We start from the raw sequence: 12,150 nt of genomic DNA, 5'->3' as shown, positions 1-12,150 counted from the left end.
CGGACGCCGCCGATCGAGGGCGCAAAGGCGACCGCTCACTGCCGGCGCGGATGTTCGAGAAAGAATCGCAGCATTTCGGCACTGGCGTCGGGGCCGGACGGATCGGTATAGCTTCCGCTTGACGAGCCACCGGACCACGCATGCGGCGCGCCGTGGATGATCCAGAGTTCTGCATCCACCCCGGCTTGCGACGTCATGTGCCGGACCGTATGTTTGCGCGCGCGGCCGTCACCGCTCGACGCGCGGGCGGGTGCCGCTTCGCTCGCAGAAAACTCGCGTACCAGTTCGTTGGCGTTCGAAGGATGCACGGTGGCATCGGCATCGCCGTGAAAGACGATCAGCGGGCATTGCGACGCCTGCGCGTGATGAATGTCCGCCCGGCCGGCTTTGCGCGCCTTGGATCGGGCCTTGCCACCGCGCATGGCCGCCAGCGCCGATGGCAAGTCGTGCGCGCATCCCACGGGCAGGCCCGAGTGAATGCCTGCTGCCGCGTAAAGGTCGGGATAGGTTTGCGCCACGATCGCCGCCATTGCGCCGCCGGCCGAAAGCCCTGCAACGAAGACGCGTTTCGGATCGACGTCGTGATCGGCCATCACCTCTCGCGTGATGCCCGCGATCAGCGACGGCTCGCCGTGGTCGCGCTGCTGGTCGCCGTGCCTGAACCAGTTCCAGCATTTCGACGTATTCGCGTTCTGCGGCTGGATCGGATAAGCGACGATAAAGCCGTGCGTTTCGGCGAGCGCGTTCATCCGCGTGCCGGATGCGAAGTCGTCGGCGTCCTGGGTGCAGCCGTGCAGCATGACGATCAGCGGTAAAGGATCGCGACGTGAATGAGCGGGAACGTAGACCTTGTAATCGCGTTGACCGGCGGCGCCGACATAACGACGCGTGCTGAAGTGCCCGCGATCCTGCACGTCCGCATCAGTCCGCGTCTTGCCGGCGTGGCGCCGGGGTTGCAAGAGATCGGCGAATCGCGCGGTCGTCGTGTCGTCCTGCGGGTTAGGGTGCGCGGTTGCCGTGTCCGTCCGTTCGCCGCGCATGGCGCGTTTGACGATTTCCGCGGCCGCGGCGGGATCGTTGCTGCGAAAGAGCGCGAATGCCTCTTTCATCGAGTCCAAAAAACCTTCGTTGAGTTTCATGTTCATTCCGTTAGCGGGAAGGCGTCAGGCGCATCAGCGGATTCGATCCGCCAATGCGGCCTTGACTGCCGGTGACGCATGGAGCGCGCCTCGAACCAGAATCGAGTCGATCGCTGCCAGCGCGAGTTCGGGGGAGACGTCCATGGCAATGCTCGCCAAACCGAGCACCTGAATCCGCAGACGCTGATTGGCCGCGCATGCCGCCTCGAGATCCTGTTTCGAAAAATGCTGAAGGCCGAGCACGAGTTCGCGGCGCGTCACGGTGTCCTTCAGAGCCGGCGCATGAATCGACAACTGATTGCGGATGGCCGTGCGGATCAGATCCGTCCGGTTCGAGTAAAAGCCTTCCTCGACGAGCAGATCGATCTGGCCCAAGTCGACCGGACCGAGATTGATCGTGATTTTTTCGGTTTCGCTGCCTCGCGAGCGATCCGGCACTTCTTTTGCCATAGTGTGAAAAACCTCCCATAACCATCCATGTGGATGGTTATAGGAGGATTTCAAGAGAGCGTCAACGATGGTTTTTGCGATTTAGCGCAGACGCGATCGCGACTCAGACGCGCACCCAGCAACCCGATTCCGGGCACACGGCGGTTCGTGAGCCGTTCAGCCAGACTTGCGCTTCCTCGAGTTGCAGCGCGTTCGAGCGGTCGCTATCGAAGACGACGTTCAGCGCGTTTCCGATATCGGCGTCTTCGATGGGAAGTTCCCACGTCAGGAAAATCTGGGTGAAGTCGTGGTCCGGGGGGAAGTCGGCGGCGCAGAAGCGGTCGCTGTCGCGCTGAATGACGCCGTGAGGCTGGACCGTATCGAAGATCACGGCCGTTCCCTTCGTCAGCGCAATGCGTTGTCCGATAGCGGGGAAGTGCAAGTCCAGACCTTTGTCTTCGCTCAGGAAGAGATTGCAAAAAGCGGCGCCGCCATACTGCTCGCCGTCATGGTGATACCTGGCGCCACGACAGGCCATCAACGCCATGTCGCTATCGTCGAGCACCGCGGGAAGCCCCAGCGCGCCGGTCCAGTCGGACATGGCCTGCACGCAGCGTTTGTAGTCCGGCCAGCGAAATTGCGTCCGCGCGAGATGTATCGGCTCGACATCACCGGGTTGCAGCGCGAGACGCGTCGTGGTTTCTCTCTGCCAATCCGCGAGCATCGACGCGGGAGGCGCAGGCAGATCGAGCGTGCCGGATAGAACGATGTCACTGACGCGACGACTGCGGATCGCGTCGCCGCTCCAGAAGAAAGAAGTCAGCATGTCTCGCATTGGGCAGGACTTTCGGAGCTAAAAAGAAATGTTCGCGGCGCATAATACGGCCTTGTCACATCTCAGCAGCATTCGACATGATAACTTTGACCGGGGAAGACGGCCCTGACGCACTGAAGGACGACATCGAGGCTATCGGCCGCGTGAGTGCCGTGGGCTCGATGCTCAAGGCGATTTGCGAAAGAACATCGATGGGCTACGCCGCGGTCGCGCGCGTGACAGACAATACATGGACAGCGTGCGCCGTTCACGACGACATTGGCTTCGGTCTGGAAGTCGGCGGTCAACTCGATCTGAAGACGACGCTATGCTTCGAATCGCGAGAAGCGCGCGAATCGATCGTCATCGATGACTTCGGGAACGATCCGCGTTACTGCGGTCATCACACGGCCAGAATCTATAACCTTCAAAGTTATATCTCCGTGCCGATCGTTCTATCCAACGGCCGGTACTTCGGCAATCTATGCGCGATCGATCCGCGTCCGCGCTATCTGTCCGATGTCCGCACGGTCTGCATGTTCGAGGCGTACGCCAAGCTCATCGCGCTTGAGCTCGAACTGGAGGAGAACCGCTCTGCGTCGGCAACTGCGCTATCGCACGCGCGCGAGACCGCGGAATTGCGTGAGCAGTTCATCGCCGTTCTCGGACATGACCTGCGCAATCCGCTAACAGCGGTGCATTCGATTGCCGAATATCTTTCGATCAGAGGTGGAACCACCGAGATCACTCAACTCGGATTGCGATTGAAGGCGGTCGCCGGCCGAATGGCGGGTTTGATCGACGATGTAATGGACTTCGCGCGCGGACGCCTGGGCGCCGGACTGGGCGCCCACATCGCGCCGGTGCCCGATCTCGGCAAGCTTTTGCGCGATATCGTTTCCGAGGCAAAGGCGGGTCATCCCGGCTTGATGATAGAAGACAGCATCGCCATTGAAGGAACCGTCCACTGCGATTCGGTTCGTATGCAGCAGCTATTGTCCAATCTGTTAGGCAATGCAATCACGCATGGCGCGGCAAACTTGCCTATTACGGTAAATGGGAAAGTCGAGGCCGGGAAATTGATCATCGCCGTGAAGAACGGTGGCGATGCCATTGCGCCCGAGGACATCAGGAAAGTGTTCGAGCCATATTGGCGGCCCGCCGATCAACCGCGAGGCGGGGGTCTCGGTCTCGGTCTTTTCATCTGCAAGCAAATCGTGCAGGCTCACCATGGCGATCTGCAGGTATCGTCATCGCTCGCCGATGGCACATGTTTCACTGCAATCATCCCCGTTCGGCAAGTGTGACGTCGGGATCCGCTGATGCCGGCGTCGAGACGATAACCTCTCAACTGCCGTAAGGATCGAACTGGAAATACCTGGCTGCGAGTTGTTTATAGGTGCCGTCGGCGAGCATGTCGGCGATCGCCTTGTTCATCTTTTCCTTCAGTTCGATATCCGACTTGCGGATTCCAATGCCCGCGCCGTTGCTCGCATAGACATTGCCGCCGGTGAACTTGAAACCGGCGCCTTGCGGCGTTCTCAGGAATCCGTACTCGCCGACGGCTGCATCGGTGAAGCAGCTATCGAGACGGCCAGCGGCGAGATCCGCGAATACCTGATCGAAATTCGGATAAGAAACGACGCGCGCGCCGGCGGGCGCCCAATGTTCCTTCGCATAGGATTCGGGAACGGTGCCCTGCTGGACACCGATCGATTTTCCTTTCAGCGATTCCGCGGTGGGTTCGAGGTTCGTGTCTTTACGCACGATCAGTTTGTTCGGCGTCTTATATAACCTCGATGTGAAATCGATCACCTGTTTGCGTTTGTCGGTAATCGACATGGACGCGAGAATGGCATCGAATTTCTTGGCCTGAAGCGCGGGAATCATGCCATCGAAGTCGTTCTGAACCCATTCGCATTTTGCGTGCATGCGCTTGCAGATTTCGGTCCCGAGATCGATGTCGAATCCGACGAGCTTGCCGCTGGAGTCGCGCGATGAAAACGGCGGATGCGACGGATCCACGCCGTATCGAAGCGTCGACGCGTCCTGAGCGCTTGCATACGATGAGGTGAAGGCGGCCGCGCAAAACAGCAGGGTCGACACGAATCGTTTCATTACAAAAGTCTCCGGCTGATGATCTTGTTGTCGATAAAGAGAAAGAAAAGCTATGCCGCGGACAGAAACCTTCGGAGCCGGCTGCTTGCGGAATTGGCGAACAGGTCCGCCGGTTTTCCTTGCTCTTCGATTCGTCCTTCATGCAGAAAAATGATCTCGCTGGAAACATTGCGGGCGAAGTTCATCTCATGCGTCACCACGATCATCGTCCGTCCTTCCGCCGCGAGTTTCTGCATGACCTTCAACACCTCGGACACGAGTTCGGGATCGAGAGCGGAAGTCGGCTCGTCGAAAAGCAGAACGTCGGGATCCATCGTCAGTGCGCGGGCGATTGCGACGCGCTGTTGCTGGCCACCCGAGAGATGCGCGGGGTAACGGCCGGCGATATCGACGCCCAAACCGACCTTGTCGAGATTGGCCCGGCCATATTCTTCGGCTTCGCGCCGACCGAGTCCGAGTACGTGAATCGGCGCATGAATCACGTTTTCGAGCACCGTCATATGCGGCCATAAGTTGAAGTGCTGAAACACCATCGCGAGCTTGGACCGTATGCGCCGCAACTGATGTTTGTCGACCGGCCTGAGCGTGCCCGTTCTGTCCTGCTTCATGCGGATTTCCGTCTGATTGACGAAGATGCGGCCCGCCGACGGATGTTCGAGCAAGTTCATGCAGCGCAAGAGCGTGCTTTTGCCCGAGCCCGACGAGCCGAGAACGCTGATGACGTCGCCGGCGCGCGCGCTGAGCGACACGCCTTTCAGCACTTCGTGCGTACCGAAGCTCTTGTGAAGATCGGCGACCACGACTTTTTCAGGTGAACGCGACGATTCGATGCAGACATCGTTAGTCATTTTTGCGGTGTCAGGTAAGCGAGCCAACGGTTTTCCGCCTGGCGAAAGAGCCAGACCAGCGAAAAGGTGATCGCGGAATAGAGCAGAAACGCAATGCCGAATGCGGCGAACGATTGATAGGTCGCGGAATTCACGTCGCGCGCCACTTTCAGCAGATCCGGCACGGTTGCGGCGAATGCAACGGAAGTCGAATGGAAGACCAGAATGACTTCATTGCTATAACTCGGTAACGAGCGCCGCAGCGCGGAGGGGAGAATGACGTGCAGATAAAGCTGCAACGTCGACATTCCCGCGGCCACGCCGGCTTCGATCTCGCCCGCAGGCGTGGCCTTGATCGCGCCGGCGAAAATCTCGGTCGTGTAGGCGCATGTATTCAATGCGAAAACGAGTAGCGAACAATGCATTCCGTCCCGAAAGAACGCGTTCGTGAGCTCGTGATTACGAATCACGTCGAGGCTGAACACGCCCGTATAGCAAAGCAGTAACTGAACGAATAGCGGTGTGCCACGAAACAGATAGGTGTAAAGCCAGACCGCGCGCGACACGAAACGGTTCGCGGAACTGCGCGCGATGGCCATCGGTACCGCCAGTGCGGATCCGAGCACGACGGAGAACAGCAGCAGCCAGATCGTGACGATCAATCCGGTGAACTGATAGCCGTCGGTATAAAGATAGTGCCGCCAGTATTCGCGGAAGATGTCGATCATACGTTCACCTTGCGCACGCCGACGTCATATCGATTTTCGAGGTGACGTAATACGAGATTGGATGCTGTCGTGATCAGCAAATAAACGAATGCGGCCACGCCGATAAAAAAGAAGTAGTGCGTGGTGGTCTTGCCTGCGTCTTGCGCGGCTTTGACGACATCCGAGAGTCCGATGATGGATACGAGCGCCGTCGATTTGACGATGACTTGCCAGTTGTTTCCGAGCGCCGGCAGCGCATAGCGCATCATTTGCGGAAACAGGATATGCGCAAGGACATGGCCGAACGACATGCCGAGCGAAGTGCCCGATTCGAGTTGCCCGCGCGGAATCGCCAGAAAAGCGCCACGGAGCGTCTCGGTAAAGTACGCGCCGTGTATCAGACCCAGCACGACCACACCGGCCGCGAAAGGCTTGATATCGATCTGCGTCCAATGCAAACGCTCGGTGATGCCGTTCAGCAGAATCTGGATGCTGTAGTAGAGCAGCAGCATCAGCACGAGATCCGGCGCGCCGCGCACGATCGTCGTGTAGAGACGGGCCAGTTTTGCGATCCATCGGCTGCCGAACAGCTTCGCGCAGGCGCCGAGCAAGCCGATCGCGAAGGCCAGCGCCAGCGAACAGACCGCCAGTTGCACGGTCTGCAGCGCGCCTTCGAGAACGAGCGCGCCATATCCGTGTAGAAGAGAACTCATGGACGATGTCCCTTGTGTGTCCGATGTGGCACATTTGAGCGCATGCCAAATTCGATGTCAATAAAGTTCCGATGAGTGGAACTACTTAGAACCGGAAAACGGCATTTTCAGATGCGCGAGTTTAGAATCTCGTTGCGCAGCCGGAACCTCGCGCGTCATCGTAGAAAGGAGACGAAAGGTGCTACTCAAGCGGACGCCGTTACTCGCAGCGACCATCGGTACGCAGCGCGATCTCGTAAGCCTGACGTTCGGGCCGCCGGACGCGGACATGAAGGTTTATCTGCAGGCATCGCTTCATGCCGACGAAACGCCCGCGATGCTCACGGCGCACGTCCTGCGCGACGAACTCCAGGCGCTCGAAGCCGCGGGCAAGCTCGACGCGACCGTCACGCTCGTTCCGATAGCGAATCCGATCGGCCTGAGTCAGCATGTCTTCGGCCAGTTCTTCGGCTGCTTCGAGCTGAATAGCGCCGCGAACTTCAATCGCGGCGTCGCGCGCCCCTCGGACATCTGCGCGCATCTGGAAGGCCGTCTCGGCAGCGACGAAGACGCGAACAGGCGCGCGATAAAGAACGCAATGCGCGCATCGCTCGATGCTTGCGCGCCGACGACGGAATTCGACGCGCTGCGTTCGACCCTGCTGAAGCTGTCTTGCGATGCCGACATCGTTCTCGACATTCATTGCTCGCTGGAAGCGGTCGTCCACGTCTATGCCGACACCGCCGCGTGGCCGCGCGTCGAACCGCTCGCGCGCCATCTGCAATCGCGGGCGCAGATGCTGTTCGACGGCGCGGATCTCGGGCTTTTCATCGACTGGACGCGCCTGGCGTGGGCCGACGTCGAAGCGCGCTTCGGCGACCGGTATCCGGTTGGCGAGGGCGCTGTCGCCGCCATCGTCGAGTGCGCCGGCGAGCGCGACGTCACGTATGAATCGGCGCGGCGTCATGCGCGAGCGATCGTTGCCTATCTCGTCGATCGGGGCGCTATCCGCGATACGCCGTCGCCATGCCCCGCCTTGATTCATCCGGCGACGCGACAAGCGGCGAGCGAGCATTTCTACGCCGCGACCAGCGGCATCGTGGTGTACGCGGCGAACATCGGCGACGTGGTGGAGGTCGGGGAGGCGATCTGCGACATCGTCGACCCGATCACCGGTGCAACGACGACGCTCAGAAGCCGCACGAAAGGCGTGTTCTACATGCGCCGCGCGATCCGCTTCGTCACCGCCGGCGCGGAGATCGGTCGCGTGACGGGCGGTTGATCAGGAGCGCTTGCGGCGCGTCGCCTTGCTATCGGTATCGGCATTGTCTTCGGCGGTCGTTCCGCCGTCGATCACGCCGAGAATCTTTGTGATTCGCAGCGCCGCTGCCTGCAAGGTCGGCACCAGCAAGGTAATGTCTTCCAGCGACTTGCGCGCTTTGGGCGCCGAGATGCTCAAGCACGCGATCAGGCGGCCGTGCGGCCCCGAGATCGGCACGGCGGCGCCGACCACGCCGATCGCGAACTCGGAATCGTTGGTCGCATAGCCATTCTTTCGCGCGAGGTCGATTTCGAGCCTGAGCCGTTCCGGATCGACGATGGTGTAGGGCGTGATCGGTTCCCACGGTCCGCTCAGCAGATAAGCGTCGAGCTGCTTCTTCTCCATGTTCGCCAGAAACACGCGCCCGCTGGACGTGCAGTGCACGGGCGCGCGATGCCCTTTCTGAAAATTGAGCGTCAACGGCGAATTGCCGATCGCGCTGTCGATATACACGACCTCGGAGCCGCGCATGACGCCGAGGCTCACCGTTTCATCCGTGCGTCGCGACAGTTCCATCAGCAGCGCGTGGATCGGCCCATGCGAGGTGGATGCCGCGAGGATGTTCGTCGCGAGTTCCAGCAGGCGCGGGCCGACCTGATACCGGCCGCGTTCCATGCCGTGTTCGAGAAAGCCGAACTCTTCGAGATTGCTGACGAGGCGATGCGCAGTGGTCTTCGGAATGCCGAGCGCGGTGATGATGTCGGCGGTCGTCACGCGACCGGTTTGCGCAGCCATTTCGATGATGTGAAACGCGCGCTCGGTGGGAGAGACCTCCGGCTCGGACGTCTCGACGATGGCTTGTTCTTCCTTGCGCATGTGTGCTGGGTTTTCTGGTTTTATGGGCCTGTGCCGCGCATCCTTCGCGGATCAGGCGAAAAGCGGTTCCCTAGGATACTCGATTCGAATTGCGGGCCGGGAGGGTGACAGGAAGGTTCGCGATGGTGGGAGACATGCGGCCAGTTTAGCATCTCCGTCTAATGATTCCATAAATAGGAACTCGGTAGTTCCACTTATCGGAATGTATTTGACATCGCTTCTCGGCGATCGTCTAATGCCTCGACGGATTCGTGCCGTGCCGTGCATGCCCTCGCAAAGAAAACCTGAAATGAGACATCGCTCATGATCCCGACTGCAAAGCTCGCCGCTGTCCGCGAGCAGTTCCCCGTCACCACAAGGCAGCTTTATCTCGACTCCGCCCACCAGACGCCGCTTGCGCTAAGCGTGCGCGAAGCGCTCGAAGCCTTCTTGTCGGAAGGCTTCGAGATGGCCGGTCCGAAGCCGGTCTGGTTGCGACGTGTCGAGGAAACACGCGAGAGCGTCGCGACGTTCTTCAACGCGGCGCCGACCGAAATCGCATTCACCAAGAACACGTCGGAAGGACTCAATATCGCGGCGAACGCGGTCCCGCTCCGGGCCGGCGACAACGTCGTGCTGATAGAAGGCGATCATCCCAACAACGCCTATGCGTGGTTGAACCTCAAGCGCAATGGCATCGAAGTGCGGTTCGCGCCGTTGCCGGACGACGAGATTGCCACCGCCAAGACGTTCGAGCCGTATATCGATGCGCGTACGAAAGTCGTTTCGCTTTCGCATGTGACGTTCCATGCGGGCCAGGTCCATGACCTGATGAGCATCGGACGGCTGTGCAAGGCGCGCGGCATTTACCTGATCGTCGATGCGATGCAGTCCGTCGGCGTCATTCCGCTCGACGTCAAGGCGCTGAACATTTCGGTGCTGGCAGCCGGCACGCACAAGGGCTTGCTCGTGCCGCAAGGACTCGGCGTGCTTTATATCGCCGACGGTCTCGACGAATTGCAGCCGGCTTACCTTGCGATGTCCAGCATGGCGAATCCGCCAGCCGACTATGTCGCCCGTCCCGACGACATGGCTTTACGCAAGGACGCGCGGCGCTTCGAATTCGGCAACGTCAATCTCCCGGACCTGCACGCACTTTCCGCGGCGATTTGCCTCATTCAGAGCGTAGGCGTCGCGGCGATCCAGAAGCATGTGCTGGCGCTCGGCGATCTGCTGCTCGAACGCCTCGATGCGCTGGGTGTGAGCGTCGTCGGTCCGCGAGCGCGTGGCAAGCGCAATCACATATACGTGCTGAAACTGCCGGTCGACAAGTGGACCGACTACTTCGCTCGAAACAACGTGCGCGTCTCGCCGGAGCGTGGCGGCATCCGCGTGTCGCTCGCGATGTTCAACACCGTAGGCGACATCGAACGGCTGATAGAAATGCTTCGTATCGGCCTTACGACAGGTACGCTGGCCGCGACGGAGCAGATCGATTGAAACGACGCGGGCCGATCGCCCCACGCCTCACGCCGCGACCTCGCCGCGCGCGCAATATTCCGCGAGCGCCTTTCTGTCGATTTTGCCGTTCACCGTCAGCGGGAACGCATCGATGATGACGATCCGTTGCGGCATCGCATAGACCGGCAGACGCTGCCGGCACGCCCGCCAAACATGCGTGGTCTCGACTTCCGGATTCGTCACGAACGCGACGAGGCCGGTTGCTCGTCCGACTTCGTCGAGCGGCCACGGGACAACCGCGCACGACGCGGCGTGGCTGGCCGCTTGCACGACATGTTCGACTTCTTCCAGCTCGAGCCGGTGGCCGCGGATTTTCACCTGTGTATCGAGACGGCCCTGAAACACGATCCCGTGTGGCGTCGTTTCGCGCGCGGCGTCGGAGGATCGATACCAGCGATGCGCGGTCTTGCCCGGATAGTTCATCGCGATGAACCGGCTATTGCCGGGTTCGTCGGACGACAGATAGCCTTCGGCAAGCTGCGGTCCCGCGATCAGCAATTCGCCCGTCTGGCCCGGGGCGACCGGTTCGAGCTCGGCATCCACGATCATGAGTTCCACGCCGGGCAGGCCCTGGCCCAACGGTATGACCGTGTGCTGCGGATCGTCCAGGAATTCGGGCGTGACTTCGAAGCACGTACAGGCGACGGTCGCTTCCGTGGGCCCGTACATGTGCAGCAGCCGGCTGTTCGGCGCGGCACGCATCCACGCCTGCGCGAGCGAGCGAGGCAACGGCTCGCCGCCGAACATCGACACGCGAATGCTCGGAAATGCGCCCGCTGGCAGCTTGCGCATTTGCTGCATGATGCCGGCGACCGATGGCACGCTGCACCAATGCGTGATCCGGTGCGTCTGGACGAAGCTCGCGTTACCGACGGGATCGACGTTTTCGGGCACATATAGGCAGCCGCCGTTCGCCCAGCAGACGAACATGTCATGCACGGACGGATCGAAGCTCAGCTCGCATAGCTGCATGTAACGCGCATCGCGCACCTTGTCGACCAGTTGCAACTGGCCGTTCACGTACGCATCGGCGTTCGCATGCGTGATCGGCACGCCCTTCGGCGATCCCGTCGAACCGGACGTGAAAAGTATGTAGGCGATGTCGTGCGCGGCGCCTCGGCTCTGCATGAGCGAGAAAGCAGGGGATGGAAGTTGCGATTCTTCCGCGTCTGCGTCGAGCAGGACAATCTGCGGAGGTTCGTCGAGCAGGGACAGCACTTCATCGAGCGACTCGGCGCAACGCCGATCGACGAGCATCAACGGCGCGCCGGATTGCCGGATGATCGCCGCGATCCGCGCTGCCGGCATCTTCGGGTTGAGTGGCACATAGGCCATGCCGGCATCGAGAATGCCCAGGATGCCGACATACGCGCCGACGCTGCGATATGCAAACAGCAGGCATCGGCTCGTGCAGGTGCTTCGTGCGAACGCCGCCAGTCCCGCCGACAAGCGACGGACCCGGGTTTCAATCTCGCGGTAGCTGTAAAGACGCTCATCGACCCATAACGCAGGGCTGTCCGGCTGGTTCGCAGCAGAATCGAAGAAGTGAGAATGCAGCATCCGACGGTCCCCCTGGCACACGAGTGTTGATGTTTTTTTCGAGTCCGCGACTGCTCGATCCGGTCGATGCGATCGATCGCAATTCGACGGATTCGGATTTCGCACACTCCTCGGTTCAGCCTTCGCTTATTCGCCACTGCCGCGAAGTGAGTGCATTGTTATCTTTCTGTAAGGTTACGTATGTGCGCCGTCGAACCCATTTTTGTCTGAAGTAACGAATGAAAAGC

At 60.5% G+C, this 12,150-nt stretch carries 12 protein-coding genes; 3 read left to right on the top strand and 9 right to left on the bottom strand.

The window, feature by feature from the left end; translation table 11 throughout:
• Positions 1–35 precede the first annotated feature (35 nt).
• The 3 genes from QCE49_RS17550 to QCE49_RS17540 all read right to left on the bottom strand — a co-directional run bounded on the left by QCE49_RS17550 (position 36) and on the right by QCE49_RS17540 (position 2,394).
• Entirely contained in the window at positions 36–1,139 is a 1,104-nt protein-coding gene (locus QCE49_RS17550; RefSeq protein ID WP_008346510.1) for a PHB depolymerase family esterase, read from the bottom strand.
• Positions 1,140–1,172: 33 nt separating this feature from the next.
• Positions 1,173–1,589 carry a CopG family transcriptional regulator gene (locus QCE49_RS17545; protein WP_008346513.1) on the bottom strand — a complete coding sequence of 139 codons (417 nt, stop codon included), beginning with the start codon at positions 1,587–1,589 and terminating at the stop codon, positions 1,173–1,175.
• Between the two features lie 103 nt (positions 1,590–1,692).
• Positions 1,693–2,394: a hypothetical protein gene (locus QCE49_RS17540; RefSeq protein ID WP_250457030.1), complete on the bottom strand. Its 702-nt coding sequence runs from the start codon at positions 2,392–2,394 to the stop codon at positions 1,693–1,695.
• Positions 2,395–2,402: 8 nt separating this feature from the next.
• Here QCE49_RS17540 and QCE49_RS17535 point away from each other — a divergent pair, with 8 nt between their 5' ends.
• Complete coding sequence (locus QCE49_RS17535) at positions 2,403–3,689, top strand: GAF domain-containing sensor histidine kinase (protein WP_309806231.1); 1,287 nt, start codon at positions 2,403–2,405, stop codon at positions 3,687–3,689.
• Positions 3,690–3,729: 40 nt separating this feature from the next.
• On the opposite strand, the gene QCE49_RS17530 is transcribed toward QCE49_RS17535, so the two are convergent.
• From QCE49_RS17530 to QCE49_RS17515, 4 genes are read right to left on the bottom strand one after another with little or no spacing between them, the layout of a single operon-like run.
• On the bottom strand, positions 3,730–4,500 hold the full coding sequence (locus QCE49_RS17530; RefSeq protein WP_175980174.1) for an ABC transporter substrate-binding protein: 771 nt from the start codon (positions 4,498–4,500) through the stop codon (positions 3,730–3,732).
• A 50-nt stretch (positions 4,501–4,550) separates the two neighbouring features.
• Entirely contained in the window at positions 4,551–5,348 is a 798-nt protein-coding gene (locus tag QCE49_RS17525) for an ABC transporter ATP-binding protein (protein WP_250457029.1), read from the bottom strand.
• Positions 5,345–6,055, bottom strand: a complete 711-nt coding sequence (locus tag QCE49_RS17520) for an ABC transporter permease (protein ID WP_008346524.1) — start codon at positions 6,053–6,055, stop codon at positions 5,345–5,347. Before QCE49_RS17520 ends, QCE49_RS17525 begins: the two co-directional genes overlap by 4 nt.
• Positions 6,052–6,747 (bottom strand): ABC transporter permease, encoded by a 696-nt coding sequence (locus tag QCE49_RS17515; RefSeq protein ID WP_250457028.1) that lies wholly within the window; start codon positions 6,745–6,747, stop codon positions 6,052–6,054. The genes QCE49_RS17520 and QCE49_RS17515 overlap by 4 nt, the downstream gene beginning before the upstream one ends.
• A gap of 178 nt (positions 6,748–6,925) precedes the next feature.
• On the opposite strand from QCE49_RS17515, the gene QCE49_RS17510 reads away from it, so the two are divergent.
• Positions 6,926–8,008, top strand: a complete 1,083-nt coding sequence (locus QCE49_RS17510; RefSeq protein ID WP_008346529.1) for a succinylglutamate desuccinylase/aspartoacylase family protein — start codon at positions 6,926–6,928, stop codon at positions 8,006–8,008.
• On the opposite strand, the gene QCE49_RS17505 is transcribed toward QCE49_RS17510, so the two are convergent.
• On the bottom strand, positions 8,009–8,863 hold the full coding sequence (locus QCE49_RS17505; RefSeq protein WP_008346531.1) for an IclR family transcriptional regulator: 855 nt from the start codon (positions 8,861–8,863) through the stop codon (positions 8,009–8,011). It abuts the gene before it with no gap.
• A gap of 303 nt (positions 8,864–9,166) precedes the next feature.
• On the opposite strand from QCE49_RS17505, the gene QCE49_RS17500 reads away from it, so the two are divergent.
• Positions 9,167–10,342: an aminotransferase class V-fold PLP-dependent enzyme gene (locus QCE49_RS17500; RefSeq protein WP_250441411.1), complete on the top strand. Its 1,176-nt coding sequence runs from the start codon at positions 9,167–9,169 to the stop codon at positions 10,340–10,342.
• A gap of 27 nt (positions 10,343–10,369) precedes the next feature.
• On the opposite strand, the gene QCE49_RS17495 is transcribed toward QCE49_RS17500, so the two are convergent.
• Positions 10,370–11,923, bottom strand: coding sequence for an amino acid adenylation domain-containing protein (locus QCE49_RS17495; protein ID WP_250457027.1), 1,554 nt, complete (start codon positions 11,921–11,923; stop codon positions 10,370–10,372).
• Positions 11,924–12,150: the final 227 nt, after the last annotated feature.

This window comes from Caballeronia sp. LZ008, from assembly GCF_031451435.1.
Classification (GTDB): domain Bacteria; phylum Pseudomonadota; class Gammaproteobacteria; order Burkholderiales; family Burkholderiaceae; genus Caballeronia; species Caballeronia zhejiangensis.
This window is presented reverse-complemented; position numbering and strand designations above follow the sequence as displayed.